The following is a 26,728-nucleotide window of genomic DNA, read 5'->3' on the forward strand; positions in this document are numbered from 1 at the left end:
CGGCCTCTGTCCGCCGCTCACCGGGCGCCCGGGGGCCGCCGCGCGGGCTGTCCGGCATCGAACGCGCCCCGCGCCGGCCCCGCGGCCCGCTCGGTGCGGCCGGGACCTTACGCCCCGCTCTCCCGCAGCATGTCCTCCCGCTCCACGATCTTCACCCGCTCGCGGCCCTGCGGCTCGCCCAGGGCGCGCTCGGCGGCGTCCAGCTTGTACCAGCCGTCCCAGGTGGTGAAGCGGACGTTCCGCTCGGCGAGGAAGGCGTCCACGGCCTCCGGCTCGGGCGCGGACGGCGTGTGCAGCCGGCCGTTCGCGTAGTCGTCCAGCAGATTGGCCACGGTCTCGTTGGCGTCGCCCTTGGTGTGGCCGATGAGACCGACCGGGCCGCGCCGGATCCAGCCGGTGACGTAGGTGGACTGCAGGTGGGTGCCGCCGTCCTCGACAACTCGGCCGCCCTCGTCCGGCACGGTCCCGGAGTCCTCGTCCCAGGGCAGCTTGGGCAGCTTCTCGGAGAGGTAGCCGACCGCGCGGTAGACCGCGGTGACGTCCCAGTCCTTGAAGACGCCGGTGCCCTTGACGTTGCCGGTGCCGTCCAGGGCGGTGCGCTCGGTGCGCAGGCCGACGACCTTGCCGTCCTCGCCGAGGATCTCGGCCGGGGACTCGAAGAAGTGCAGGTAGAGCTTGTGCGGACGGTCGCCGACGTCCCGGATCGCCCAGTTCTCCAGCGTCTTGGCGACCATGTCGGCCTGCTTGTTGCCGCGCCGGGTCTCGATCGAGCCCTCGTCGTAGTCGATGTCCTCGGGGTCGACGATGACCTCGATGTTCGGGGAGTGGTCCAGCTCGCGCAGCTCCATCGGGCTGAACTTCGCCTGGGCCGGGCCACGGCGGCCGAAGACGTGGATCTCCACGGCCTTGTTGGCCTTCAGGCCGTCGTACACGTTCGGCGGGATCTCGGTCGGCAGCAGCTCGTCGGCGGTCTTGGCCAGGATGCGGGCCACGTCCAGGGCCACGTTGCCGACACCGAGCACGGCGACCTTCTCCGCCTGGAGCGGCCAGGTGCGCGGCACGTCCGGGTGACCGTCGTACCAGGACACGAAGTCCGCGGCGCCGTAGGAGCCGTCCAGGTCGATGCCGGGTATGGACAGCGCGCGGTCGGCCATGGCGCCGGTGGAGAAGATCACCGCGTCGTAGAAGGCGCGGAGGTCGTCCAGGCTGAGGTCCGTCGGGTAGTCGACGTTGCCGAAGAGACGGATCTGAGGCTTGTCGAGCACCTGGTGCAGGGCGGTGATGATGCCCTTGATGCGCGGGTGGTCGGGCGCGACGCCGTACCGGATCAGGCCGAACGGGGCGGGCATCCGCTCGAAGAGGTCGATGGACACACCGGGGTCGGCGGCCACCTCGGATTTGAGCAGGGCGTCGGCGGCGTAGATCCCGGCGGGGCCGGCTCCGACGATGGCTACCCGCAGGGGGCGCGGCATGATCAGGTTCCCTTCGAGCGCTTAATGGGCGACTTGATCAGGAAGCCTAAACTAAGGCAGACCTTACCTGGTACGGGGGTCTGCTCTATGACCTCATAAGGCGCCCTTATGACTTGTCCAGGACCGGCTTATGCGCGCCCGGTGCCCGCGCGGGGGAAGCCGGGGATCGACCTGCCCCCGGGGGTCGGTGCCTCGCGCGCCGGTACCAGCTGCTCGGACCGGGGCGACAAGTCGGCGTCCTACTGGCCGGTGTTGCGCCTACGCGACCGGGGGAGGGGCAAGGTCACCGCCATGCCGCGCCTGCTGCGCATCGCCACCGGCGACGCCAAGGTCCTCGTCAACGGCCCCGGCAACGCCTCCTGGAGCTGCACCGGTTACGAGGAACGGCAGCTGACGGACGAATATTCGCTGCGCCCGCCGGGCAGTGACGTGGTGCGCACCTTCCGGTTCCAGAGCCGCTGGGACGGCCGCGACACCGACAGTGCCGACCACCGCACCCATATGGCCTTCGCCGCCGAGGACGGTTCCTGCCCGTCGGGCTTCCGGCCCATCCCGCGGCTGGTGCAGCGCGTCGTCTACGACGTCCTGGCGAGCGGCTGCACAAACCCGTCGCCGGCCACGGCGACTTCCGTGCGGCCATGGCGCCGCCCCGACGCCGGTAGCCCGGCACAACCTCTTGTGGGAGCGCTCCCACAAGATCAGTATGGGGTCATGTCCTTCCCCGACCCGGCCCCCGTGATCCGGCCCTACCGCCCCGCCGACCGGGACGCCGTCGCCGACGTCTGCGTCCGTACCGCGCACCTCGGCGGCGACTCCCGGGCGATCTACCCCGACCCGGACCTCATGCCGTCCCTCTTCGCCGAGCCGTACTGCCACTTCGACCCGGACCTCGCCTTCGTACTGGACGACGGCACGGGCCGGGCCGTGGGATACATCCTCGGCACCGCGGACACCGAACGCTTCGTCGCGGACTTCCGGCGCGTGTGGATACCCCGGCTGGCCGGCCGCTACCCCGAGCCCGCCGGGCCGCCGCGCACGCCCACCGAGGAGATGATCCGGCTGCTGCACCACCCGGAGCGGATGCTGCTGCCCGAACTCGCCGCCTACCCGGCCCACCTGCACATCGACCTGCTGCCGCGCTGGCAGGGGCGAGGACATGGCCGACGGTTGCTGCACACCTTCCTGGACGCCCTGCGCGGGCAGGGTGTCCAGGCGGTCCACCTGGGCATGGTCACCGCCAACACCCTCGCCCGCGCGTTCTACGACCGGGTCGGCTTCCACCCGATCCCCGTACCGGACGCCGGGCCCCTCACCTACCTCGGCCGGAGCACGGCCAGGGACTGAGCGGAGCCGTCGGCGTCCGGCTCTCAGGAGAGCTTGAGCGTCTGCTTGGCGAGCTCGAACGCGGGCAGCATCTCGTCGTGTTCCTGAGTGTCCATGCCGCCGAGGTGCAGGACGACCGGGCCGTCGGGCGTGCCGACCGCGAAGGCGCTCTCCTTCTTGGTCTCCTCCAGGGCCTTGTTGGTCGACACGTACTCCACCTCCACGGCCGGGACACCGCCGCCGGTCCTGAAGGAGTGGTACTCCGCCTTGCCGGCGTCCTTCTCGGCGGCGACGAACGCGCGCAGCACGCCGCCCGCGTCGGCGTCGCCGGGCTTGCCCTTCCACACGCGCAGGAAGCCGATGGTGCCGGACGGCTTGGCGTCTATCTCGCAGGCCGCGGTGACCGGCCCCTGGCGGAGCATGGCCGCGGCCAGCTCCCTGGCCAGGTCGTCGTTCTCGCCCTGCGAGATCTGGGCCAGCTCCTTCTCGGCGTCTATGGACTTGGGCTTCCAGTCCTTGGCCACGTCGAAGCTGACGGGCAGTTCACAGGCCGAACCGGCCGGGCCGAGGGTGCCGCCGCGGGCCGCCGCGGCCTTCCTCCCCGTGTCCCCGGCCGCCGCCCCTTTGGCGCCCGCCGACGCGTGCGCCGACGCGCTCGCGGACGTCTTCCCGTCGTCGTCCGCCGCCCCCGCGCAGCCGCCGAGCAGCATCGCGACCGCCGCCGCGACGGCCGCACGACCGCCGACTGTCCCCACCCTGACCTGCACTGTAGTCTCCCGTTCGATTCGGAGCCGCAACTCTAGCCGAGAGCACTGACAACGCCGGACGGAAAGCGGCTCACCGGTCCTCGGGCGGCCGGCCCGGGCGCCGGGCGTGCAGGAACAGCTGCGGTTCGGGCGTGGCCCCGGGAAGGTCGGGGGTGTACAGGGAGCACTCCTCGGCCAGCACCGTCAGTCCGGCGCCGGTCACCAGGCCGGTGAACGCCTCCGCGCCGAAACTGGTCACCCGGATCGGCTGCCCCATGAAGACACCCTCGGCGTCCTCCACGTCGAGGGGGACGGTGGCCAGCGCGACCAGGCCGCCGGGCCGTACCACCCGCGCCAGCTTCGCCACGACGGCCGCCTGCTCGGCGCGGGACATCTGGAGCAGCGAGAAGTACGCGCACACCGCGTCGAAGGAGGCCTCCGCGAGCGGCGCGTCACGGATGTCGGCGAGCCGGAACTCCGCACCGGGCACCTGCCGGGTGGCCAGATCCACCATGACCGGCGAGACGTCGAGACCCAGCACCCGGTGCCCGGCCCCGGCGAGCGTGTGCGCGGTCGGCCGGCCCGTCCCGCTGCCCACGTCCAGCACCCTGCTGCCCGGCGCCAGCCGCTCCAGCAGCCAGTCCAGGGACGCCCGGCGCTCCGCGGAATCGGCGAACGCCCGCTCGTAGTCCAGGCCCAGCGCGTCGAACACCACGGCGGCCGGCGTCCGGCCGTCCTCCTCGGTCATGGCGACTCCTCTCCCACCCCCGGCGGAGCGTTCCTCGCGCCGCCCTGCGCCGCCCGTCGTTTGCGCCCGCGGCGGACGCACGGCAGGGTGCCGGGTGTGCCTACCCTGCTGATCGTCCATCACACCCCGTCCCCGAACTGCCAGGCGCTGTTCGAAGCCGCCGTGTCGGGTGCCACCGCACCGGAGATCGAGGGCGTCCGCGTCGTACGCCGGGCGGCCCTGGCGGCCACCGCCTCCGACGTGCTGGGAGCCGACGGGTACCTGCTCGGCACGCCCGCCAACCTCGGCTACATGTCCGGCGCGCTCAAGCATTTCTTCGACCAGGTGTACTACCCCTGCCTGGACGGGACCAGGGGCCGGCCCTTCGGCTACTACGTCCACGGCGGCAACGACGTCACCGGTGCCGTGCGCGCCATCGAGACCGTCACCACCGGCCTCGGCTGGCGCCGGGCGGCCGACCCGGTGACCGTCACCGGTGAGCCGGGCAAGGCCGACACGGAGGCGTGCTGGGAACTGGGCGCCACGGTCGCGGCGGGACTGATGCCCGGCGACTGAGCGGCGGCCCGGGCGATCGCTCAGTCGCTCAGTCGCCGGGCGGCGGTGCGGGGAGTACCGGCTTCCGCCGGGGGAAGGGCCGGGGGAGCAGTGGCTTCCTCCGCGCGGCCACCGGAGTGATCCTCGTGCGATTGCGCCCGGTGACCGGCGTGGACCCAAACCCGCCTTGAATTGCTCTGTTAGTCATATTTATGTGTTTATCGGATCGCTGGTCGGGTGCGGACGGGCCGTCGGGACACGGCTTCCCGCGGTGCTGCCCCTGCTCATGGCCGTGTCGGCCGGAGCGGTGGACCGCGCCGTCGCCGACGGCGCGGGCAGCCACGGGCTCGCCCTGGAGGTCACCGTCAACACCAGGCCCGGCACGGGGGCGACCCGGCCCGGCATCCGCGTCGGACACCCGCTCGTGAAGACGTACCGCCTGATCAACCGGACCGGGGCCGACCTCTACGACGTCCGGGTGAGCGACCCGGGCCTGCCCGACGCCGTCATCCGATGCCCCGGCGGCGGCGATCACCTCCGCATGCTCCGCGGCCTCGACTCGGCGACCTGCACCGCGCGGTCCACCGCGCGGGAGGGCACCTGGATCGCGGACGTCACGGCCGTCGGCCAGGTCCCCTCCCTCGGCTACGAGTCCCGGGCCTCGGCCCGCTCCGGATACACGGGCGTCGGCGGTCGGCTGTCGCTGACCGAGACCGTGACGACCGGCGGCGAAGTCCCCGACGGCGCCCTCCTCCTCGGCCGGGCCACCGTCTTCTACGACGTGACCAACACCGGCAACCGCACGGTGTACGACCTGCGGCTCACCGACCCGGTCCTCCAGCCCCCGGCCATCGTCTGTGCGACGGGCGACGACACCGTACCGAGCCTCGAACCGGGCATCACCGCGCGGTGCGTGGCGACCGTCGAACGACCCCCGGGGGAGTACCTCAGCGAAGGGCACGTCAAGGGCACCGACCGGCTCACCACGCTCCGGCCCGACGGCTGCCCGGAGTGGCCCCCGAAGCTCAAGGCCTGGGCGACCGGCGGGTTCACGCTGTACCCGCCGCTGCCCCCGCCTCCGCCACCCCCTCCGCCCCCCGCAACGCCCACACCCCCCCCCCCCCCCCCCCCCCCCCCCCCGGCCCCGCCCGCCCCGCCCCGCCTCCGCCCGCTCCGCTGCCACCGCCCCCTGCGCCGGTGCCGCCCCCCGCCCCCCCGCCGCCCCCCCCCCCCCCCGGTGCCGTCTCCCCGCCCCCCCCGCCGCTGCCGCCGCCGGGCGCGCCCGCTCCGGGTGCGCCTGTGCCCGCGCCCGGCGTGGCCGCGCCCGGCGCCGTCGCGGGTGCTGCGGGCGCGGCTGCGGGTGCCGGTGCCGCCGCTGGTGCCGGGGGTGCGGGAGCTGGGGTTGGTGCTGCTGCCGGGGCCGGTGTGGGTGCCGCGGCTGGTGCCGGTGCCGGTGCCGGCGGTGGCGCCGGGGCGGCAGCCGCGGGTGCCGGCGCGGGAGTTGGGGCGGCAGCCGGCGCTGCGGCAGGCGCGGGCGCTGCGGCGGGCGCGGGCGCGGCGGCGGGCGCCGGGGTGGCTGCCGGTGCCGGTGCTGCTGCTGGTGCCGGTGCTGCTGCTGGCGTTGGCGCGGGCGTGGGTGCGGCGGCGGGTGCCGGTGCTGGGGGAGCAGGGGCCGGTGCGGCTGCGGGTGCGGGGGCCGGCGGCGCAGGTGCGGGGGCTGGTGCTGCTGCGGGTGCCGGGGTCGGTGCGGGTGCCGCCGCCGGAGCGGCAGCCGCTGGCGCCGGTGCCGCCGCCGGTGGCGGGGCAGTTGCCGGTGCCGCTGCGGGTGCCGGTGCGGCAGCCGGAGCAGCCGCCGGTACGGGTGCTGCCGCAGGCGCCGGCGCTGCCGCGGGTGCGGCGGCAGGAGGGGCTGCGGCTGCCGGCGGTGCCGGTGCGGCGGCCGTCTGGGGAGCGGCAGCGGCCGGAGGAGCAGCGGCGGCGGCAGGCGGGGGTGGCGGGACCGCTGCCGGTGGTGCCGCAGCGGCTGCCGGCGGAGGAACCGCGGGAGCAGCGGCCGGTGCCACGGCCGGCCAAGGCGGAGCCACCACCGGCCAGGGCCAGACCACCGGAGGCCAGACCACCGGTGGTCTGGCCACGGGCGGTCAGGCCACCGGGGGACAAGCCACCGGCGGTCAGACGACGGGGGGTCAGGCAACGGGTGGTCAGGCGACCGGAGGCGAAGCAGTCGGCGGCCAGGCAATCGGCGGCCAAGCCACCGGAGGTCAAGCCACCGGCGGTCAAGCCACCGGCGGTCAGACGACGGGTGGTCAGGTAACGGGTGGTCAGGCGGCCGGAGGCCAGGCGACCGGCGGCCAAGCCACCGGCGGCGAAGCAGTCGGTGGTCAAGCCACCGGTGGCCAGGGCACCGGAGGTCAGGCAACCGGAGGCCGGTCCACCACCCCCACAGGCCCCCGTACCCCCTCTCCCTCGCCCTCCGCCCCCTCCATCATGTCCCGGTTCATGCGGCCCGGGGGCAGGCCGACCGGGCTCGGTCTGCTTGCCGTGCTGTTCCTGCTGCTGATCCCCGCCGCCCTCGCCGCCGCGCTGCTCGGCTCCCGGCGCATCGGCAAGTAACCCCAGCCCCCAGCCATCCCCAGCCCTCAGCCCCCGCCATCCCCCGGCCCCGCCCCGGCCGGGACATCGAATCCAGACGAGACGACAGGAGACCGCGCCGATGATCGAGACCTTCGCCGTCGTTCTGGGGATCGCCGTGGTCGCCGCGGGCGCCGTGCTGCTCCAGCACCGCTTCTGGCCGCCCGCCCCGGACGAGGAACCCCGCGAAGACGTCGCCGAGTACATCGCCATGATGGTCAGCGTGCTGTACGCCCTCGTGCTCGGGCTGTCGATGGTGGCCGTGTGGGAGGCGCGGTCCGCCGCGGAGGACCATGTGCAGGTGGAGGCGAGCGCCGCGCACCAGATCCGGCTGCTCTCCGCCGGGCTGCCCGCGCCGGCGGGCGAACGGACCAGGGAAGCCGTCGACGCGTACGTGCACCACGTGGTGTCCGAGGAGTGGCCCGTCATGGTCGCCGGGCAGCCGCCGGACCGGCGCGGCTGGGACCTGCTGAACGACCTGAGGTCGGCGGGTCAGATCCCCTCCGGGTCCAGTCCCGCCCAGCAGGCCACGCTCCAGGAGACCCTGGCCCAGCTCAGCGTGCTGGACGACGCCCGGCGCGGCCGGGAGGCGGATGTCGGCGACACCCTGTCACCCGTGCTGTGGTTCGGGCTGATCGTAGGCGGCCTGCTGACCGTGGCCTTCATGTTCATGTTCGGCGTACGGCGCAGCGTCACCCATGTGGTGATGGTGATGGGCCTGACCGCGCTCATCACCTTCACCGTGTTGCTGGTCTACGGGCTGAACGAGCCCTTCAACGGCATGTTCGCCGTCGACTCGACCTCGTTCTCCCGCTATTTCCCGGGCAGTTGACGGTGTGGCGCCCGGCGGCCGGCGGCTTCCGCGTCCAGCCGGGCGGTGATCCGCCGCGGGTCCGGCCAGCGCACGTCGTACGCCCAGCCCCACCGCTCGAACCGGGCGATCAGCCACGCCGTGAGGTCCGGCTGGCCGCGCAGCCCGCCGTGCCGGGCGCTGTTGGGGTCGGCGTGGTGGAGGTTGTGCCAGCCCTCGCCGAAGGTCAGCAGGGCCACCCAGGGCACGTCCCGGGACTGGTCGCGGGTGCGGTAGTGGCGCGGGCCGAAGGCGTGCGCCACGGAGTTGACCGACCAGGTGACATGGTGCACGACGGCGTACCGCACCAGGCTCGCCCAGAAGAAGGTGACCAGCGCGGCCCGTGCGTCCTGGGTGACCGCCAGGACCAGGACCGGCGGCAGCGCGAGCGAGACGGCGACGGCCGGCGGGTAACAGCGGTCCAGGCGGCGCACGTCCGGGTCGGCGAGGAGGTCGGGGGCGTAGCGGGGGTAGTGGGAGCGGACCGGTGAGGAGGCGAACCAGCCGACCTGGGCGTGCCACAGGCCCTTCAGCAGGGCCCGCCGGGTGGTGCCGTACTTCCAGGGCGAGTGCGGGTCGCCCGCCCGGTCCGCGTACTGGTGGTGGCGCCGGTGCTCGGCGACCCACATCGTCACCGGGCCCTCCATGGCGAGGCTGCCCGCGACCCCGAGGGCGATCCGCAGCGGACGTTTTGCCTTGAACGACAGATGGGTGAAGTGCCGGTGGAAGCCGGCGGTGATGCCCATGATGGACAGCGCGTACATCCCGGCGCCGAGAACCGCGTCGTACCAGCGCGGCCCCCAGCCGCCGGCCAGGGCGAGAGGCAGCGCCAGCGCCAGCACGGCCAGCGGGCCCACCACGAGGGTGAGCAGATAGCCGGTGCGCAGCGGCAGACCGACCGGGACGGTGTCGGGGAGCGGGGCGCGCGGGCCCTCCGGGTGTTCGGGGGTCACGGTCACGGGGTGCCTCCCGCGCGGCGGGGCGGGGTGGTGCAGGGGGTCATGGGCGGCGATTATGCGCCGACCAGGCGGCCCCCGCGCACCAGGCTCGGCGGGCGGCGCGGCCCCCGCGGGCATCCTCTACCTGGATGGATGAAGGTGCGGGCGCGGCGCCGCTGGCCGACCATGGGAGCCGGGGCCGCCCCCGCCGGCGCGGCCCCGGCTCCGCCCCATGTCACCGAGCCGAGGGAGCGTCGGATGCGAGCGGACGGCACCGCACCCGGACGGCCCGCGCCGGACGGCCGGGAGGACAGGGAACTGCTGCGCCGGTGCGCGCGGGAGGTGGTGGACGTCGCCGAGGGCATCCGCGCGGTCTCCGCGCGCACCAGTACCGCGCTGTTCAGCCCGGCGCTGACCGCCTCCGCGCGCCGCCGCCCGCGCACCGGTCTGCCCGCCCGGTGGGCCCTGCTGCGCGCCCTGACCGGCAGACACGGTCTCGGCTCGGCGATCACCGCGCCGAAGGGCATGGGGCACGTCCTCGGCACCGCCGGCGAGGTGCTGGGCCGGGAGAGCCTGGCCGCGCTGGTGGCGGTCACCTCGCTGCGGCTGCGGATCGCCGCCGTGCTGGTCGACCACCCGGAGTTCGTGCGCGATCCCGGCATGCGCCGGCTCACCGAGGCCGTCACCACCGACAGGGACCTGGCGGCCGTACGGTCCCTGCGCGCCCTGTTCCGCGACCAGGGGGCCCAGCGCGCGCTGTCCGGGCTGGCCCCGCTGATGGCCGAACTCCTCGCGATCCGCGCCCTGCTGGACGAGGACCCGCACAACGACGAGACCGGCTGGGCGCTGGCCACCGGCCGCGAACTGTCCGCCGACCCGCTGCACGGCGTCAGCGCCGCCCACCTCGCGGGCCTGGACCAGGGCGAGGGCGCCGCCGAGGCCGTCGGCCTCACCGAGCAGGAGCGGCAGGTCATCGCCACCAAGGGGTCGTTCCTCGGCTTCCTGCGCAACATCGAGATGCTCTCCACGAACGGGCGGATCCTGCTGCAGAACGTGCGCGGTCCGGACGGCGTGGTCCGCTACGTCCTCCAGGCGCCCGGCATGGCACCGGGCCGCCCCCGCACCGACTCCCCGCAGGACTTCGTCGGCGCCTGGCGCAACCTGTTCATGCCCGACTCGCCGTACACCCGCGCGATCCTGCTCGCCCTGCGGGACTACGGCATCCCGCGCGGCGCCGAACTCGCGCTGATCGGGCACAGCGAGGGCGGGATCGCCGTGATGAACCTCGCCCAGAGCGAGGAGTTCTGCCGCACCTACCGGGTCACCCACGTCGTCGCCGTCGGCTCCCCGGTCGACACCAAGAAGCCCGCCGACCCGCGCACCTGGGTCGCCAGCATCACCAACCAGCACGACATCGTGCCCGTCCTCGACGGCCGCGGCGCGGGCTCCGCGTTCGACCCGCACCCGAACTGGTACGAGGTCGACTACACCGGGCCCACCCACGAGTTCCCGCTGTGCCACATGCTCCACGAGTACATCGAGCACCTGCGCACCGTCATTCCCGAGGCCCGCGAACGCGTCGACGAGGCCCTCACCCCCTACCGCGGCCCCGTCGTGCGCACCCAGGCCTACCAGCTCAAGGACCGCGCCAACCCGCCCGAGGGCTACCCCTTCCTCACCTTGCCCACCACCTCGCTGCCCACCACGGCCGGCCCGGTCGACGTGCCCGTGCGCTACTACGACTCCTCCGCCGCCCACCTGTGCTTCCCCGTCGACGCGGACACCGCCCGCGCACTGCTGCCCGGCGTCACCTGGATGACGCCGAGCCGGCTGGGCCGACGGGCGCTGGCGGTGCTGTCGCTGTACGAGCACCGCTGCACCACCATCGGCCCGTACACCGAGATCGCCCTCTCGGTGCTGGTGGACGACCTGTGGCGGCCCCGCCCCTACGACGTGGCCCTGGACCTGCTGCGCCGGGTCGACCTGCGCCGCACCGGCCGGTACGTCGTCTCCCTCGCCGTCACCAGTGAGGAGGCGCGGGCCGTCGCCCGGGAGATCTGGGGCCAGCCCGCGGTCCGGGCGAGCGCCGAGGCCAGGCTGACCGGCCGGGACCTCGCCGTCCGCTCCCCGGAGCTGGGCCTCGCCGTCGACGGCCGCCTCGGGCCCGGCGCGCGCTGCCCCGACGCCGACTGGATCCTCTACGGCCGCCGGGGCGAGAGCACCATCCGCACCCTGGTCCGGGCCCACGGCGGACTGCGGCTGCACCGCGGCGGCGGTGTCCGGCTGCGGCTGGACACCGGGGCCGCCGAACCCCTCAGCGGCCATCTGCGCCGGCTCGGCATCGCCGCGGCCCGCCCCCGACTGGTCCTCACCTGCCCCCAGTTCATGCTCCACCGCAGCGCCGGCGCCGTCCTGCCACGCTGACGCCCCCACCCCCACGGGAGCCCGCCATGGTGACCGAGTCCCCCCACCTCACGTCGTACGATGCCGAACTCCGCGACCGCGCCGAGGCGTTGCGGTCGGACGCCGAGCTGATGGACGTGTACGCCCGGCGGCTGCGCGCCACCGCGGACACCCTCGCCGGCTGCCCGGCGGCCCCGGAGTGGAGCCGCCCCACGCTGGAGCGGCAGGCCGCCGCCTGCACCACGGCGGCGGAGCAACTGCGCTCGGCTGCCGAGGCGTTGCGGATCCACGCGGGTGCGGGTGACTGAACCCGTCCGGCTCAGACCACCGCGGCCCGGGCGTCCGCCGCGCTCCGGCCGAGCGAGACGACGTAACGCCCCTTGTCCTCCGGCAGGTTGCGGTGCACCAGGTCGGAGAAGCTGCGGGTGTGCCGGATGATCTCCCAGCCCTCGGGGGAGAAGGTGGCGGGCCCGAACAGGCGGGGCGCCAGCAGCGGGTTGTTCAGCGCCTCGGAGAACGCGTCGACGGAGATGATCCGTTCGAGCAGCCGGCCGAAGATCGCCCCGGGCTCCGGCTCCTCCGCGAACAGCCCCACGTGCAGATCGATCGCGTCCACGTCGTCGTACACCTCCGTCAGCGCCCGCTGGACCCGCGGGTCGCCGGAGATCTGCCCCGGGTCGGTGACCCGGGGGAAGCCGTAGTAGGCCCGGTAGTCGTTGTACGAGGCCAGCCGCAGCTCCCGGCCGACGGCGACGCTGCGCTCCTCGATGGGCAGCAGCAGCGGGTCGGTGTTGAACAGTCCGGACAGACCGGCCGGCTGCCGGGACAGATCCTGGAACAGCGGGCCGAGGCCCCGGTCCAGGACCAGTTGCCCGTTGGCGACGGTGTGCGCGAGCGGCACCGGCCGGCCCGCGATGGTGTACGTCGACGGGATCAGGCTGTGCCAGCGGTAGACGAGGCTGAACTCGATCGTCGCCCGGTTCTCCCGGTGCCACACCCCCCGGTCGGTGCGCACCGGATCGAGCACGAAACCGAAGTGGTACGGCGTGATGTGGTTGATGTACTCCTCCAGCATCACCCGGATCATCAGCACGATCAGCGTGTTGCGGGTGGTCTGGAAGAGCCGTTCGTCGTCCCAGTCCGGGTGCGCGTCGGCGAGCAGGCCGGCCACCCGGTTGTGCTCGCGCAGGAACAGGACGTTCAGCGCCATCGGCCCGATGTGCGCGTGCGCCCGCTCCCCGCCCCACGCGAACAGCGTGTCCACGAACTCCTCGGGGACCTCGTCGAACCGCACCGGACGGATCGCCCGGAACTCCTCCCTGATCCGCCCGCCCTCGCACAGCGCGGGCGGGAACTCGCCGCCGTCGACGATCCGGCTCTTCAGCCGGCCGCCCCGGAAGGCGCGCAGACAGGCGGTGACCTCCTCCCGGTCGCCGTAGAGCTGGCACATGTCCAGGGTGTGCGGCGAGTCGGTGCGCCGCGGGTCGCCGGTGGCCGCGTGGCCGCGCAGGAACCCGTCGGTGAACCACTGCGCGAACGCCGGCAGCAGCGCGCTGGACCGGGCGCAACGGCGGCCCTCGCCCTCGCGCCGGAACAGCTCGGCCACCCGCTCCGGGGCGGGCAGGTCCCGCCGCCCCCCGGTCACCGGCGGCAGCTGCCGGCCCACCCAGGTCCGGTCGGTCAACGAGTCCCAGGAGGTGTACGGGGCCTTGGTGCTCAGCGGGTTGGGGCGCGGCGGTGCCTTGAGCACGGCGAGGTCGATCAGCCGGGAGTTGAGCCTGCGGTGCAGCCACCGGCTGCGCTGGGCCGTCTGCCAGGCCGGGCCGTAGTGGGTCAGCAGATGTGTCTCGAAGCGGTTGCGTAGCCCGTCCCGGGACCTGTCCCTGGCCCCGGTCCAGGGCGGCGTCCCCTCCTGCGGTGGTCGGGACGTGACGGCCATCGGTCCTCCGGTCGGTTCACGGATCGGTCGGTTCACGGATCGTCGGTGCGCGGATCGTGTCGGTTCACGGGGCGGCCGGTGCGCGGCCCGGCCGGACCCCCGGGTCAGGGCGCGGGCACGGCGTCGCGGCCGGACCGCACGGTGTAGTGCTGGGGGAACGGGGTGCCCGCGTAGTCCAGGGCGCGTTCGGCTCCGGGCAGCGGGCGCACGCCGGGGCGCAGCAGCACCCGCCGCACCAGCTCCGGCACGATGACCCGGGCCGCGTACCGGCCGACGCAGTCGTGGGCGCCGTAGCCGAGGACGAGGTTGTGCGCGGGCGGGCGACCGGGCCGGAACTCGTCCGGCGCGTCGAGCACCTCCTCGTCGGCCATGGCCGACGCGAAGCAGGCCAGCACCACGCTCCCCGCCGGGATGAGCGTCTGCCGCCCGGTGCCCGCGGCCAGCAGGTGGTCACGCACACACAGCCGGGGCGTGACCGGCACGAACGGGTGGAAGCGCAGCGCCTCCCACACATAGGCGTCGAAGCGGGACGGGTCGCTCTCGCCCGCCGCGCGCTCCGCCTCCGCCAGCACCTCGGGACGTACGGCGAGTTCCTTCAGCGCGGTGGCCGTGCACTGGGTGGCGTTCTGCTGATAGCCCGTCAGGTAGCCGACCAGGTTGGCGTTGACCCGCTCGTCGTCGAAGCCGTACCCGGCGGGCAGCCGGGTGCTCAGCATCCGGCCCAGCACGTCGTCCGGGCCGTCGTCGCCGGGCGCGGCCCGGCGGCGGGCGATCACCTCGGCGACCCGGTCGTGCAGTTCCCGGCCGGCGGCCACGCCCGCCGCGTGGATCTCCGGGTCACGCCCCGGGTTGATGGCGAACGCCCACTGCATCCGGCGCGTGCAGGAGTGCAGCGTCTCCTCCTCGATGCCGGTGAAGCCCAGATAGGCGACCGCGACCCGGGCGGCGGCCAGCCGGGCGTAGTCCTGGACGAGGTCGAAGGTGTCCGCGCCCCGGCCGATCGCCTCGTCCAGCACCTCGTCGGCGATCCGCGCGGTGAGTTCCCGCACCCGGGGCGCGTCCTCGGCGGCGAGCATCAGCTGCCCGTACCCGCGCTCCCGCCAGTGCACGTCCGCGCCGTCCCGGGCGAGGAGGAACGGCCCGCCGAGCACGTCCTCCAGCGCCGGGCCGAACACCCCCACGGTGAACGTCTCGGGCGCCGACAGCACCTCCAGGACATCGGGGTGCCGGGTGACGAACACACCGATGGGCGTGGCGAACACCGGCCGGCGGGCGCGCAGCTCGGCGAACAGCTCCGCCCTGCCGGTCGTCATGGCCCGCCGCAGCAGTGCCACCCGCTGCGGGACGTCGTCCTGGGGGAGCGCGTCGTACGCGGCGAGGAAGTCCATGCCGGTCATTCAGCCACCGGCCCGCGGCCACCGCACGCCGGACGGGCATTCGGGGCAGAGGGGTGCGGGCGGGCGGCTCGCGGGTGACGATGGGCGTCCGGGGGACGCGGCGGAGAGGAGTGCCCGATGCTGTCGGCGTGGGCCGGGGCACTGGTGCCCGTATTCAGCGACACGAGTGTGACCGGCACCGGCCACCTGGCGCGGCCGCCCGGCACCGGCCGCCTCCTCGCCGCCAACCACACCTCGTTCTTCGACCCGGTCCTGCTCCTCGGCACCCTGCACCGGCTCGGTGTGCGCCCCGCCGTGCTGGCCACGGCCGGACTGTGGCGGGTGCCGCTGCTCGGCCGGGCCCTCACCCGGGAGGGCCACGTGCCCGTGCACCGGGGCAGCCGGCGCGCCCCGGACGCCCTCCGGCACGCCGCCGACGCCCTGGCCGCCGGTCGGGACGTGCTCATCTACCCGGAGGGCGGCCTGCCCGGCTACCGCGCCTCCCACGACCGCCCGCCCGGACGCCTGAAGTCCGGGGCGGTCCGGCTCGCGCTGTCCACCGGCGCGCCGGTGATCCCGCTCGGGCACGCCGGCGCCCGCCGGGTCTCCTCCGGCAGCCGCGCCAAGCAGCTCGCCGGCTGGGCCACCGCGCCGCTGCGCCGCCCCCGCGTCCACGTCCACATCGGCCCCGCCCTCCGCCTGGACACCTCCGACCACCCCGTGACCACCCTGGAAACCGCCCTCGCCGAGGCATGGTCGGCCGCGGTCCGGGCTTTGGGGGAGGGGGCGGACGGGGCGAGGGCGAGCGGCTGATCCGACGGGGCGGGCACCGCACCGCCCAGCCGGTCCCGCCGGCCGGGCACCGTATCGGCGCGCCGCGCGAGCGGATCCGCTCGCCGCGTTCGCGCATCCGGGTGGTAGCGCGTCCCATCCCCGGCCGTACGAGCTGTCGTGGCGCGGGGCCGGGCCGTCCGGTCCGGATAATCACGGCTCATGCAACAGGTGCACACAGGCACGCCCCGGGCCCCGGTCGCCGTCACCGGACTCGGCCTGATCACCCCGGCGGGCATCGGCCGGGAGGCGGCCTGGGCGGGACTGTGCGCGGGGCAGTCCACCGCCGCCGCCGACCCCGCCCTGGCCGGACTGCCCGTGGCCTTCTCCTGCCAGGTCCCCGGCCTGGACGCGCCCGCCCTGCTCGGGCACCGGCTGGCCCGCCGGCTCGACCGGTTCACCACCTTCGCGCTGCTCGCCGCCCGCGAGGCCGTCGCCGACGCCGGGCTCGCCCCGGCCGACTGGGACGGTGCCAGGGTCGGCGTGGTGATGGGCGTCGGCACCGGCTCCATGCAGGGCTGGCAGGCCGAGTTCGACCGGCTCGCCGCCGCCGTCCCCGAGCGCGTCTCCCCGCTGGCGCTGCCGCGCAGCGTGCCCAACATGGCCGCCGCGGAGATCGCCCTGGACCTCGGCGCGCTCGGCCCCAACATGGTCGTCAGCACCGCCTGCGCCTCCGGCACCAGCGCGCTGGGCCTCGCCCGGGACTGGCTGCTGTCCGGCCGCTGCGACCTGGTCCTGGCCGGCGGCAGCGAGTCGGCCCGGCTGCGGATGACCGCCGCCTGCTTCGCCCAGATGCGCGCCCTGTCCCGCCGCGCGGACAGCCCCGACGCCGCCTCCCGCCCCTTCGACCGGGACCGGGACGGCTTCGTCCTCGGCGAGGGCGCCGCCGTCCTCGTCCTGGAACGCACCGCGGACGCCCGCGCCCGGGGCGCCCGGCCCCAGGCACTGCTCGCCGGGTTCGGCGCCTCCTGCGACGCCCACCACTTCACCGCCCCGCACCCCGACGGCGACGGCGCCGCCCGCGCCCTCGGCGCCGCACTCGCCGACGCCGGTCTGGGCCCCGAGGACATCGACCACGTCAACGCGCACGGCACCGCCACCCCGCAGGGGGACGCCGCCGAACACAACGCGCTGCACCGCGTCTTCCGCCGCCCCCCGCCCGTCACCGCCGTCAAGGGCACCATCGGGCACGCCATCGGCGGCGCCGGAGCCATCGAGGCGGCCTGCACCGTGCTCACCCTGCGCCACCAGCTGATCCCGCCCACCGCCAACCTGGACACGCTCGATCCGGCGATGGACCTGGACATCGTCACCAAGGTGCCCCGGCCGCACCGGATGGCGGCCGCCGTCAGCAACTCCTTCGGCTTCGGCGGCCAGAACGCCGTACTCGCCTTCACCGCCGCCGGCTAGTCCGCCCGGGCGGAAGAAAGGGCCGTCATGTCCTCCGAGATCTCCGACGCCGCCCCGCCGGCCGCGGCCCGCGGCCGGTCCCGGCCCACCGGCGAGCAGCTGATGATCGGCGTCTTCGTCGCCGTACCGTTCCTCGCCCTGCTCGCCGCCGTGCCGCTGGCCTGGCGGCACGGGCTCAGCCCCGTCGACCTCACCCTCGCCGTCGCCTTCTACCTGGTCAGCGGGCTCGGCATCACGGTCGGCTTCCACCGGCATTTCACCCACGGCTCCTTCAAGGCCCGCCGGCCGCTGCGGATCGCCCTCGCGCTGGCCGGCAGCCTCGCCGTGCAGGGCCCGCTCATCACCTGGGTGGCCGACCACCGCAAGCACCACAGGTACTCGGACCGGGACGGCGACCCGCACTCGCCCTGGCGGTACGGTCACTCGCCCCGCGCCCTCGCCAAGGGCATGCTCTACGCCCACCTGGGCTGGCTGTTCGAGACCGAGCACGCCTCACCCCGCGCCTACGCGCCCGACCTGGTCCGCGACCGCGCCCTGATGCTGATCTCCCGGCGCTTCGGCCTGCTGGTGCTCGCCTCCCTCGCCCTGCCCGCCCTGCTCGGCGGGGCACTGTCCTGGTCCTGGCAGGGCGCCCTCACCGCGCTGTTCTGGGCCGGACCGGTCCGGATCTGCCTGGTCCACCACGTCACCTGGTCCATCAACTCCATCTGCCACGCGACCGGTTCCCGCCCGTTCCGCAGCCGGGACCGCTCCGGCAACGTGTGGTGGCTGGCCCCGCTGTCCTTCGGCGAGTCCTGGCACAACCTGCACCACGCCGACCCCACCAGCGCCCGGCACGGCGTGCTCCCCGGCCAGCTCGACGCGAGCGCCCGGCTGATCCGCTGGTTCGAGCGCCTCGGCTGGGCCTACGACGTGCGCTGGCCGGACCACCGCCGCCACGCGGCCCGGCGCGAGCCGGACGCCGACAGCCGCGTCGGGGGAGAACGGGCCGGGGCGGACCGGGCCCGGGCGGACGCGGCCGGTGTCAGCGGACCCGTTCGGCCGCCGCGCGGGTGAGGTGACGGCGCGGCCCGGAGCCGCCCCGGGCCCGGCCCGTGCCGGCCTCGGACGCGTCGGTGAGCGGCCGGACGAAGAGACTGACGCTGGCCTCCTCCGCGAAGCCGTTGCGGCGCATCAGCTCGGCGGAGGCGGTGTTGCGCCGCTCCACGTCCGTGACCACGCACACCGCGCCGGCCCCGGCCAGTAGCGCACAGCACTCCCGCACCAGCCGGGAGGCCGCCCCGCGCCCCTGGTAGTCGGGGTCGACGGCGATCCACTCCAGGTAACCCCAGTCGGCGCGCTGCTCGAAGGACAGCGAACCGAGCACGAACCCGGCGACCCGGTCCCCGTCGAGCAGCACGAGACAGGCCGGGTCCGGCGCGTCCAGATGCCCGGCGACCGCAGACAGCGACCAGCCGGTGTACGGCATCGCCTCGGTGTCGTACACCCGGTGACCGAGGTCGAGTACGGCGGCCAGGTGCTCGATGCCGAGCGGGCGCAGCGTCAGCTCACCGGCGGGGGAGCCGGGCGGGGACGCCGGCTCCGAGGGGTCCTGCGGGTCCTGCGGGGCCGGAGCGGCGGTGGGATCGGTGGGCGTGTCGGCCATGAGCACTCCCTTCGGGGCGGCATTTCGCAGCATATGTCCGCTCCGCCGGTCGGGCACGGCCGGTTCCCCCGCCTCCGGGCCGGACGCCGTGGGGGAGAGGTGGTTCAGGGGCGGCCCGGGGTGCGGAGAGCCCCGGAGGCGAGCCGGTCGGGGCCGCAGAGCCCAGGGAGTCGACCAGGACACTCGCCTCCGGGTGGTTCACCGGGCGGCCTCGCCCGCTCCGCCTCGGTGGCGGCGCCGTGCCCGCCTGCCGGGGCGGCACGCTCGCCCTGCCCGGTGCCGCCGGCCGTCGGCGGGACCGGGTGCGGCCCCCGCCGCGCGGGAGCGGTCCGCGGCGGCGGTTGGCCGGCGGCCGGGCGGGGGAGCCGTCGGGGGAGAGGACGGAGTCATCGCCGTACGCCTTTCGTCCGGCCTCGTGTGCGAAGTCGCGGCCGACGGACCGGCCGTTCGGGCGGCACGCTCGCGCCACCTGCGGAAAGGCCCTGCCGACGGCCTGTCTTGCTTGGGCCGGACGTGCCGCCTGCTCCGTGGGTCGGGCCGGAGCAGCGGGACCACTCTGGCACCTGCCAACCAGGCATCGCAACCGGCAAGTTGAAATTTGCAAGTGGTGAAGTGCATGCTGCATCCGACGGAACGTGATCGAATGGGCCGGGAGCCGATCCGCCTGCGCGGACGGCCGAAGCTGACGAGGGGGGTGGGCGTGACCGTGGAGACCGAGTGGGGCGGCGCGCCCTCCGTGCTGCGCATGATCCTCGGCAGACGGCTGGAGGAACTGCGCATCCGGGCCGGCCTCAGCTTCGCCGAGGCGGGCGCGGCCATCGGGGTCAGCCACTCCACGATCCGCCGCATGGAGGCCGCCAAGGTGGCCCGGCTGCGGCTCGCGGACGCCGAGAAGCTCCTCCAGGTCTACGGCGTCACGGACCGGGAGGAGGTCGACACCTTCCTGCAGTCCGTGCGCGAGGCCAACAAGCGCGGCTGGTGGCACACATACCGCGACGTCGTGCCCCACTGGCTGCCCGCCTACCTCAGCCTGGAGCAGGCGGCCCTGCAACTGCGCGGCTACGAGAACCAGTTCGTGCACGGCCTGCTGCAGACCGAGGACTACGCCCGCGCCCTGCTCACCGCGTCCTACCCGCACGCCCCGGCCGAGATCACCGAACGCCGGGTCGCGCTGCGCACGCGCCGCCAGAAGCTGCTGACCGGGGCCGAACCACCGCGGCTGTGGGTGGTGATGGACGAGACCGTGCTGCGCCGGCCGGTCGGCGGCCCGCAGGTGATGCGCGCGCAGATCGACCACCTCATCGAGCTGGGCCGGCTGCCCCATGTCACCGTGCAGGTCATGCCGTTCGCGGGCGGACCGCATCCCGCGCTGTGGGGCGGCGCCTTCCACCTCTTCCGGTTCCGCGCCCGCGAACTGCCCGACATCGCCTACCTCAGCTGCCTGGCCAGGGCCGAGTACCTGGACAAGCCCGAGGAGGTGGTGGTCTACCGGGAGGCCCTGGACCGGCTGAGCGCCCAGGCACCGTCCGCCCGCAAGACCGAGACCCTGCTCGCCGAACTGCGCAAGGAGTGGTGAGCCGCCGACCGTATCCGCCCGTCGCACCACCCCGCGCAACCGCCCCCGCACGTGCCGACGCGAGGGCCCGACCCCTGACCCGAATGGGAGACACGGCGTTGCCCGACAACGGATGGCCGGCCGACCGGATCGACACCGAGAACGCCCACTCCGCCCGCATCTACGACTACATACTCGGCGGCAAGGACTACTACCCCGCCGACAAGGAGGCGGGCGAGGCGATGACGCGGGAGTGGCCCGCGCTCCCGGTGCACATGCGGGCCAACCGCGACTTCATGAACCGCGCGGTGCGCTGGCTGGCCGAGGACGCGGGCGTGCGGCAGTTCCTGGACATCGGCACCGGCATCCCGACCTCGCCCAACCTGCACGAGATCGCCCAGGCCGTGGCCCCCGGGTCCCGGGTCGTCTACGTCGACAACGACCCGATCGTGCTCACCCTCTCCCAGGGCCTGCTGGCCAGTGCGCCCGAGGGCCGGACCGCGTACGTGGAGGCCGACTTCCGGGACCCGGCGGCCATCCTGGGCGCCCCCGAACTGCGCGAGACGCTGGACCTGAGCCGGCCCGTCGCCCTCACCGTCATCGCGATCGTGCACTTCATGCTGGACGAGGACGACGCGGTCGGCGTGGTGCGCCGGCTGCTGGAGCCGCTGCCCTCGGGCAGCTACCTCGCGATGTCCATCGGCACCGCCGAGTTCGCCCCCGCCGAGGTGGGCCGGGTCGCCCGCGAGTACGCGGCCCGCGGCATGCCGATGCGGCTGCGCACCCTGGCCGAGGCCCACGAGTTCTTCGACGGCCTGGACCTGGTCGAGCCCGGCGTCGTCCAGGTGCACAAGTGGCACCCCGACGGCGGCGCGCAGGGCGTCCGGGACGAGGACATCGCCATGTACGGCGCGGTAGCCCGCAAGCCGTGACAGACCCGGGGCCGGGGTCCGACCCACCTCCCGGACCCCGGCCCCGCCCCTCGTCGTACGACACGTACGACGGGCCGTACGGCGGGCCGGGCGGTCGCCGCACCCGCGACGACCGGAAGACAGCCCCTGGAACGAGCCCTGGCAGGACCGGAGCAGCCCGCCCCGCCGGAACCGGGACGACCCGCCCTCGGCGGGACCGGAGGAAACAACCCTCCGACCACGGAACCGGAACGCCCGGAAAGCGGTCTTAGGGACCGTCGAAGGCCGGGATCGGCCCGGTCACGAAGAATCCGGGGGAACGAGACATATGTCCGAGCACAGCCGCAAGTCCCTCCTCACCGCCACGGCCCTCGCCGCCGGCCTCACGCTGGCCGCCGTCACCCCCGCCCTCGCGGGCGGCACCACGAGCCACACCCCCCGTGCCACCGCCGCGCCCGCCACCGCCCAGGGCGACCCGCGCGGCGTCACCCAGCACGTGGCCGACTTCTACGGCGCCTACATCGACGCCGTCTGGGCCGCCGACGACCCCACGGCGGCGGCGAGCGCCAAGGCCCTGCGCGGCTTCTACCTCTCCGCCGGGGCCCGGAAGGCGGTCGCCGCCTACGAGCGGCGCGAGCACGCCGACGGCATCCTGTTCGCGCAGAACGTGCCGGTGAAGTGGAAGGTGACCTACACCGGTTCCGGCGCCGGCCACGCCACCAACCGGGTCACGCTCACCTGGGGCGACGGCCCGCACGCCGCGGTCAGCCGGATCGACGTCCGGTCCGACCTGAAGACCCTGAAGATCACCGGCCTCGAGCCGGCCGCCTGACCCGGGCGCGGGCCCCGCCCCGCCCCATTCGGGGCGGGGCCCGCGTTCCGCCTGCCCGGCCGTTCCGCCTGCCCGGCGCGTGTCAGACGTGGCCGTGCGGCTGGTACGGGCGCGGCAGCCGCATGCCCCGGTCGGCCATGATCCGCCGTACCCGGTCGGGATAGTCGGTGATGATCCCGTCGACGCCCAGGTCCATCAGCGCCGCCACGGTGGCCGGGTCGTCACAGGTCCACGGCACCACCTTCAGCCCCCGGGCATGCGCCTCGGCGACCATGGCCGCGTCGGAGTAGAACCGGAAGCCCGGGTCGCCGACCTTGCCGCTCTGCGGGAAGCCGTAGTTGGGGGAGAGCGTGGTGACGCCGGGCAGGGTCGCCGCCGCCCGGACGAAGTCACCGCCGTAGTCGTCGGCGTCGATCCCGCCCAGCCACGGGGACGCGCCGGGCCGGCCGACCTGGAGGAAGTCGTAGTTCGTCAGCGCCACCAGCGGCCACCTCGGCGCGAGCCGGTGCATCGCCTTCAGCGCACCCCAGTCGAACGACTGGATGGTGACCTGCCGCTCGATGCCCGAGCGGTGGATCTCCTCGTACACCCGGCGCACGAACACCTCGCGCGGCGCGGTCTGTTCGGGCGCTCCGGCCTCCACCTTGGTCTCGATGTTCAGCTTCACGCCCCGGGCCCGGTAGCTCTTGACCAGGCCGAGGACGTCCTTCAGCTCCACCATCCGGAACCCCGTGACGACCTCCTGCTCGGGAAAGCCGGGCAGTTGCCGGTAGCCGCAGTCCAGCGTCTTGATCTGAGCCAGCGTCAGGTCCTTGATGTACTTGCCGGCATAGGGGTACACCGGGTCGCCGGGCGTGAGCGGGCCGGTGTCCCGGCACTTGACGCCGCTGATCTGCCGGTCGTGGTTGACGACCACCTTCAGGTCCCGGGTGATCTGGGTGTCCAGCTCCAGCGTGGACACCCCGAGCCGCAGCGCCTTGCCGAAGCCCTCCAGCGACTCCTCGGTGGTCAGGCCGAGACCGCCGCGGTGCGCCTGGAGGTCGAAGCGGGCCGGCGCGGGTCCGCCCGGCGCCGCGTGCGCGGCCACCGGGGTCAGCAGCGCGGACAGCAGGACCGGGCCGGCGACCAGGGGCCGCGCGAGGCGCCGCAGGGCCGGGCGTCGTGGGGACAGGGGGCGTGGGGACAGGTGTCGTAGGAACGGGCGTCGCAGGGACGGGTGTCGTACGGACATCGGGAACCTCACTCGGGTCTGAGCGGGCGGAGGAGTCCGCCACCGGGCGCGTGGCGGATTCTCGCAACGCCGCGCGGGGCAGGCCACCCTCCGGGCTGAACACCACGGCACGGACAGGTGAACGCCCCGCCGTCCCGGCCGGGGACACGCGCGCCGGGCGCTCACCCGTGATGGCGGCGGCGTTCGGCGATGGTGCGGTGTACGGCGATGAGCGCGGCGTCGTCGCCGAGCCGGCCGCCGGCGTGGGCGAGCAGATCGCGCCGCAGATGGTGCGTCAGCGCCTCCGGGCCGTCCCCGGTCCACCGCGCCACCCGGTCGGCGAGCGGATAGAACCGGCCCCGCTCGTCCCGTGCCTCCACCACCCCGTCGGTGTACAGCAGCAGCGTGTCGCCCGGCTCGAAGGAGAACACGTCCAGCGTGTGCTCGGCGCCGTGCTGCACCCCGAGCGGCGGCGAGGGGTGCAGGCTCGGGGCCGTGACGACGTGGCCGGGGCCCAGCAGCAGCGGCGGCGGATGGCCGCAGCTGGTCATCCGGGTGACCGCCTCGTGGTCCGGGATCTCCACGAGCAGCGCGGTGGCGAACCGCTCGCCCTCCTCCTCCGGGCGGTCCAGCTCGGCGGCGTAGCGGGTGATGCTCTGGTCCAGCGTGGTGGCGAGTTCCGTCAGCGGGACGCGCCGGTGCGCGCTCTCCCGGAAGGCGCCGAGCAGCAGCGCCGCCTCCCCGATGGCGGGCAGCCCCTTGCCGCGCACGTCTCCGATCAGCACGCGTACGGCGTCGTCGCACCGGGCCGCCGCGTACAGGTCGCCACCGATCTGCGCCTCGTCCTCGGCGGCCAGGTACAGGGAGGCGATGCGCACCGTGCCGATCCGCTCGGGCAGCGGCCACATCAGCACCTGCTGCGCGGCCTCGGCGACCGTGCGGACCCGGGCCAGCTGGGCCTGCCGGCGCATCCGCAGGGCGCTGTAGAGGACGGTGAGCACGACCAGGACGGTGAGGGTGATGATCTGGACGATGTGGTTCGTGGTGCCGAGCCCGCCGTGGGTGACGCCGAGGAAGACCTGCGCGGCCACCGCGAGGGCGCCGACCGCCGCGGTGGTGCGGGGGCCGGCGAAGGAGGGGGTGAGCGCGGGGGCGATCACCAGCGCCGGTCCGAGGTGCACGTCGTAGGGGGCCCGCATGTCCACCACGGTGATCACCACGATGAGCGCGACGGGCAGTACCAGCAGCGCGCGGGCCGACTGCCACGGCTGCCGCGGCCGCGCGCGACCGAGCCGGGATGCCATGCCTCCCAGCGTGCGCCCGGGGTGCGTGAGACGCACGTCACACCGGCGGATTTGGAATCGGACATTCCGGGTGGCTCTTCGGTTCCCGAATGGCGGACGCTGATCGCTTTGCCTTCATGAAGGGGATCGGCTAGCGTCATTCTCCGTTCAAATACCGGCTGGTTTGCCGATTCGGCCTGCGAAATAAAGGTACTTGACGGGTGATCTGAACCACCCTCAACCGAAATCGCAGCATTTAGCGTCCTGTGTCATGACACAGACGGCGATGAGGCCGGACGCCCGCGACACGGCACCCGGCGACGGAGTACGGGGCAAGGGCCTCGGCGGCAATTCCATCGGCCTGCTGGGCAGCGCGGTCATCGGCCTGTCCACCGTGGCACCGGTCTACTGCCTCACCTCCACGCTCGGCTCCACCGCCGGCGAGGTCGGTCTGCACATGCCGGCCGTCTTCCTCGCGGGCTTCCTGCCGATGTTGCTGGTGGCCTTCGCCTACCGGGAGCTGAACAAGGCCGTGCCCGACTGCGGCACCTCCTTCACCTGGACCGTCAAGGCGTTCGGCCCGCACGTCGGCTGGATGTGCGGCTGGGGCCTGGTCATCGCGACGGTGATCGTGCTGTCCAACCTCGCCGGCGTCGCCACCACCTACTTCTGGCTGCTGGCCGGGGAGGTCACCGGCAGCGACGCGGTGGCGGGCCTCGACGGCGACAAGGCCGTGCACATCCTCACGTGTCTGGCCCTGATCGCCGCCGCCACCGCGGTCAGCTACCGGGGCATGACCACCACGAAGGGCGTGCAGTACGCGCTGGTCGGACTCCAGCTCGTGGTGCTCGCCCTCTTCGTCGTCCTGGCCCTGGACAAGGCCCGCACCGGCGCCTTCCCCGGCCACACCGGCTTCTCCTGGTCCTGGCTCAACCCCTTCGCGGTGGACTCCTTCGCCTCCTTCAGCGCCGGACTGTCCCTGTCGATCTTCATGTACTGGGGCTGGGACACCTGCCTGACCGCCAACGAGGAGACCGTCGGCAGCGAGAAGACACCGGGCCGGGCCGCCCTGATCGCCATGGTCGTGCTGGTCGGCTCCTACCTCGTCACCGGGGTCGCGGCACAGATGGCCGTAGGCTCCGGCACCCACGGCCTGGGCCTGGCCAACCCGGACACCTCCGACAACGTCTTCGCCGCCCTGGCCGGCCCGGTCATGGGCCACCTCTGCGGCATCCTGCTCTTCGCCGCCGTCCTCGCCTCGGCCGCCGCCAGCCTCCAGACCACCTTCATCCCGGTCGCCCGCACGGTGCTCGCCATGTCGACGTACCAGGCCCTGCCCGCCTCCTACGCCCGCGTCCACGAGCGGTTCCGCACCCCCGGCCGGGCCACCGTCACCGCCGGCGTCGCCACCGGCGTCTTCTACGCGGTGATGTCGCTGCTCAGCGAGCACGTCCTGGTCGACACTATCTACGCCCTCGGCCTGATGATCTGCTTCTACTACGCGCTCACCGCGTTCGCCTGCGCCTGGTACTTCCGCCGCGACCTCACCCGCTCCGCCCGCGACGCCCTCTTCAAGGGCTTCTTCCCGGTCCTCGGCGGCATCCTGCTCACCGCCGTGTTCGGCAAGACGCTGTACGACATGTGGGACCCGGCCTACGGCAGCGGATCCGCCGTCCTCGGCGTCGGCTCCGTCTTCGTCATCGGGGTCGGCCTGCTGCTCCTCGGCGCAGTGATCATGCTGGTGATGCGGCGCCGCGACCCGGCCTTCTTCCGGGGGCAGGTCCTGACCGCGGGCACCCCGGCGCTCGTCGTGGAGGACTGAACCACTCCTTCGGGTGCCGTGTCGCGGGCGGTACCCCGGGTACCCGTACGACCCCCGGGCCGATCCGGCCGCCCGGGGTGCAAGGGTGCCGAATGGAGAGGTCATGACGCACGACGGGGAGGACACCGCGCCCCTGCGGCGAGCGGAGGTCACCGAGCTCCGGCTCGCCACCGACGGGCCGCGCCACGCGCCCGGACCCGCGGAACCGCGACACACGCCCGCTTCCGGGCCGACGGGGGCGGGGGTCGCCTGCGCTTCCGAGCCGATGG

23 protein-coding genes and 1 pseudogene are annotated in these 26,728 nt (G+C 74.3%); 15 read left to right on the forward strand and 9 right to left on the reverse strand.

Features of this window, described 5'->3' with window-relative positions; translation table 11 throughout:
- Positions 1–107: 107 nt before the first annotated feature.
- Positions 108–1,472, reverse strand: a complete 1,365-nt coding sequence (locus HB370_RS36090) for an FAD-dependent oxidoreductase (protein ID WP_030779785.1) — start codon at positions 1,470–1,472, stop codon at positions 108–110.
- A 192-nt stretch (positions 1,473–1,664) separates the two neighbouring features.
- On the opposite strand from HB370_RS36090, the pseudogene HB370_RS36095 reads away from it, so the two are divergent.
- Both HB370_RS36095 and HB370_RS36100 read left to right on the forward strand, forming a co-directional pair.
- A pseudogene (locus HB370_RS36095) lies at positions 1,665–2,063 on the forward strand (DUF1996 domain-containing protein); the annotation flags it as partial.
- Positions 2,064–2,183: 120 nt separating this feature from the next.
- Entirely contained in the window at positions 2,184–2,816 is a 633-nt protein-coding gene (locus tag HB370_RS36100; RefSeq protein WP_030779784.1) for a GNAT family N-acetyltransferase, read from the forward strand.
- A gap of 23 nt (positions 2,817–2,839) precedes the next feature.
- Here HB370_RS36100 and HB370_RS36105 read toward each other — a convergent pair whose 3' ends face one another.
- Together HB370_RS36105 and HB370_RS36110 are read right to left on the reverse strand one after the other, a co-directional pair.
- Positions 2,840–3,562, reverse strand: a complete 723-nt coding sequence (locus tag HB370_RS36105) for a lipoprotein (protein ID WP_030779782.1) — start codon at positions 3,560–3,562, stop codon at positions 2,840–2,842.
- 70 nt (positions 3,563–3,632) lie between these two features.
- Positions 3,633–4,289 carry a class I SAM-dependent methyltransferase gene (locus HB370_RS36110; protein ID WP_037701213.1) on the reverse strand — a complete coding sequence of 219 codons (657 nt, stop codon included), beginning with the start codon at positions 4,287–4,289 and terminating at the stop codon, positions 3,633–3,635.
- Positions 4,290–4,385: 96 nt separating this feature from the next.
- On the opposite strand from HB370_RS36110, the gene HB370_RS36115 reads away from it, so the two are divergent.
- From HB370_RS36115 to HB370_RS36130, 4 genes are all read left to right on the forward strand, one after another.
- The gene (locus tag HB370_RS36115) at positions 4,386–4,844 is read left to right on the forward strand and encodes a flavodoxin family protein (protein WP_030779774.1); all 459 of its coding nucleotides are present in this window, start codon (positions 4,386–4,388) and stop codon (positions 4,842–4,844) included.
- 250 nt (positions 4,845–5,094) lie between these two features.
- On the forward strand, positions 5,095–7,137 hold the full coding sequence (locus HB370_RS42545; protein ID WP_208974474.1) for a hypothetical protein: 2,043 nt from the start codon (positions 5,095–5,097) through the stop codon (positions 7,135–7,137).
- Positions 7,138–7,310: 173 nt separating this feature from the next.
- Positions 7,311–7,436 (forward strand): hypothetical protein, encoded by a 126-nt coding sequence (locus tag HB370_RS42550; RefSeq protein ID WP_280117777.1) that lies wholly within the window; start codon positions 7,311–7,313, stop codon positions 7,434–7,436.
- Positions 7,437–7,536: 100 nt separating this feature from the next.
- Positions 7,537–8,286: a DUF4239 domain-containing protein gene (locus HB370_RS36130; RefSeq protein WP_030788221.1), complete on the forward strand. Its 750-nt coding sequence runs from the start codon at positions 7,537–7,539 to the stop codon at positions 8,284–8,286.
- Here HB370_RS36130 and HB370_RS36135 read toward each other — a convergent pair.
- On the reverse strand, positions 8,268–9,263 hold the full coding sequence (locus HB370_RS36135) for an acyl-CoA desaturase (protein ID WP_030788224.1): 996 nt from the start codon (positions 9,261–9,263) through the stop codon (positions 8,268–8,270). The two genes, HB370_RS36130 and HB370_RS36135, sit on opposite strands and share 19 nt — an antisense overlap.
- A gap of 237 nt (positions 9,264–9,500) precedes the next feature.
- On the opposite strand from HB370_RS36135, the gene HB370_RS36140 reads away from it, so the two are divergent.
- Together HB370_RS36140 and HB370_RS36145 are read left to right on the forward strand one after the other, a co-directional pair.
- A complete protein-coding gene (locus HB370_RS36140) occupies positions 9,501–11,666 on the forward strand; it encodes an acetoacetate decarboxylase family protein (protein ID WP_051816018.1) in 2,166 nt (721 codons plus the stop codon).
- Between the two features lie 26 nt (positions 11,667–11,692).
- On the forward strand, positions 11,693–11,953 hold the full coding sequence (locus tag HB370_RS36145) for a hypothetical protein (protein ID WP_030788230.1): 261 nt from the start codon (positions 11,693–11,695) through the stop codon (positions 11,951–11,953).
- Positions 11,954–11,964: 11 nt separating this feature from the next.
- Here the strand turns inward: HB370_RS36145 and HB370_RS36150 are convergent, their stop codons facing one another.
- Both HB370_RS36150 and HB370_RS36155 read right to left on the reverse strand, forming a co-directional pair.
- A complete protein-coding gene (locus tag HB370_RS36150; RefSeq protein WP_037702576.1) occupies positions 11,965–13,584 on the reverse strand; it encodes a peroxidase family protein in 1,620 nt (539 codons plus the stop codon).
- A gap of 104 nt (positions 13,585–13,688) precedes the next feature.
- Positions 13,689–14,981: a cytochrome P450 gene (locus HB370_RS36155; protein WP_051816019.1), complete on the reverse strand. Its 1,293-nt coding sequence runs from the start codon at positions 14,979–14,981 to the stop codon at positions 13,689–13,691.
- A 117-nt stretch (positions 14,982–15,098) separates the two neighbouring features.
- Here HB370_RS36155 and HB370_RS36160 point away from each other — a divergent pair, with 117 nt between their 5' ends.
- From HB370_RS36160 to HB370_RS36170, 3 genes are all read left to right on the forward strand, one after another.
- Entirely contained in the window at positions 15,099–15,773 is a 675-nt protein-coding gene (locus tag HB370_RS36160; protein WP_030788238.1) for a lysophospholipid acyltransferase family protein, read from the forward strand.
- 180 nt (positions 15,774–15,953) lie between these two features.
- Positions 15,954–17,201: a beta-ketoacyl-[acyl-carrier-protein] synthase family protein gene (locus HB370_RS36165; RefSeq protein ID WP_030788241.1), complete on the forward strand. Its 1,248-nt coding sequence runs from the start codon at positions 15,954–15,956 to the stop codon at positions 17,199–17,201.
- 27 nt (positions 17,202–17,228) lie between these two features.
- Complete coding sequence (locus HB370_RS36170; protein WP_051816020.1) at positions 17,229–18,257, forward strand: acyl-CoA desaturase; 1,029 nt, start codon at positions 17,229–17,231, stop codon at positions 18,255–18,257.
- On the opposite strand, the gene HB370_RS36175 is transcribed toward HB370_RS36170, so the two are convergent.
- Positions 18,226–18,846, reverse strand: a complete 621-nt coding sequence (locus HB370_RS36175; RefSeq protein WP_078637683.1) for a GNAT family N-acetyltransferase — start codon at positions 18,844–18,846, stop codon at positions 18,226–18,228. The two genes, HB370_RS36170 and HB370_RS36175, sit on opposite strands and share 32 nt — an antisense overlap.
- Positions 18,847–19,546: 700 nt before the next feature.
- Between HB370_RS36175 and HB370_RS36180 the strand changes: the two genes are divergently transcribed.
- The 3 genes from HB370_RS36180 (at position 19,547) to HB370_RS36190 (ending at position 22,144) form a co-directional block, all read left to right on the forward strand.
- Entirely contained in the window at positions 19,547–20,422 is an 876-nt protein-coding gene (locus tag HB370_RS36180; RefSeq protein ID WP_030788250.1) for a helix-turn-helix transcriptional regulator, read from the forward strand.
- A 98-nt stretch (positions 20,423–20,520) separates the two neighbouring features.
- Positions 20,521–21,333, forward strand: a complete 813-nt coding sequence (locus HB370_RS36185) for an SAM-dependent methyltransferase (protein WP_030788253.1) — start codon at positions 20,521–20,523, stop codon at positions 21,331–21,333.
- 307 nt (positions 21,334–21,640) lie between these two features.
- Positions 21,641–22,144: a hypothetical protein gene (locus HB370_RS36190; protein ID WP_030788256.1), complete on the forward strand. Its 504-nt coding sequence runs from the start codon at positions 21,641–21,643 to the stop codon at positions 22,142–22,144.
- An 82-nt stretch (positions 22,145–22,226) separates the two neighbouring features.
- Here the strand turns inward: HB370_RS36190 and HB370_RS36195 are convergent, their stop codons facing one another.
- Positions 22,227–23,375: a glycerophosphodiester phosphodiesterase family protein gene (locus HB370_RS36195; RefSeq protein ID WP_208974475.1), complete on the reverse strand. Its 1,149-nt coding sequence runs from the start codon at positions 23,373–23,375 to the stop codon at positions 22,227–22,229.
- A 161-nt stretch (positions 23,376–23,536) separates the two neighbouring features.
- Complete coding sequence (locus tag HB370_RS36200) at positions 23,537–24,658, reverse strand: PP2C family protein-serine/threonine phosphatase (protein ID WP_030788261.1); 1,122 nt, start codon at positions 24,656–24,658, stop codon at positions 23,537–23,539.
- A gap of 250 nt (positions 24,659–24,908) precedes the next feature.
- Between HB370_RS36200 and HB370_RS36205 the strand changes: the two genes are divergently transcribed.
- Positions 24,909–26,459, forward strand: a complete 1,551-nt coding sequence (locus tag HB370_RS36205) for an APC family permease (RefSeq protein WP_030788264.1) — start codon at positions 24,909–24,911, stop codon at positions 26,457–26,459.
- The last annotated feature ends 269 nt before the right edge of the window (positions 26,460–26,728 follow it).

Origin of the sequence: Streptomyces sp. DSM 40868 (genome assembly GCF_011820545.1) — a bacterium.
Lineage (GTDB): Bacteria > Actinomycetota > Actinomycetes > Streptomycetales > Streptomycetaceae > Streptomyces > Streptomyces eurythermus.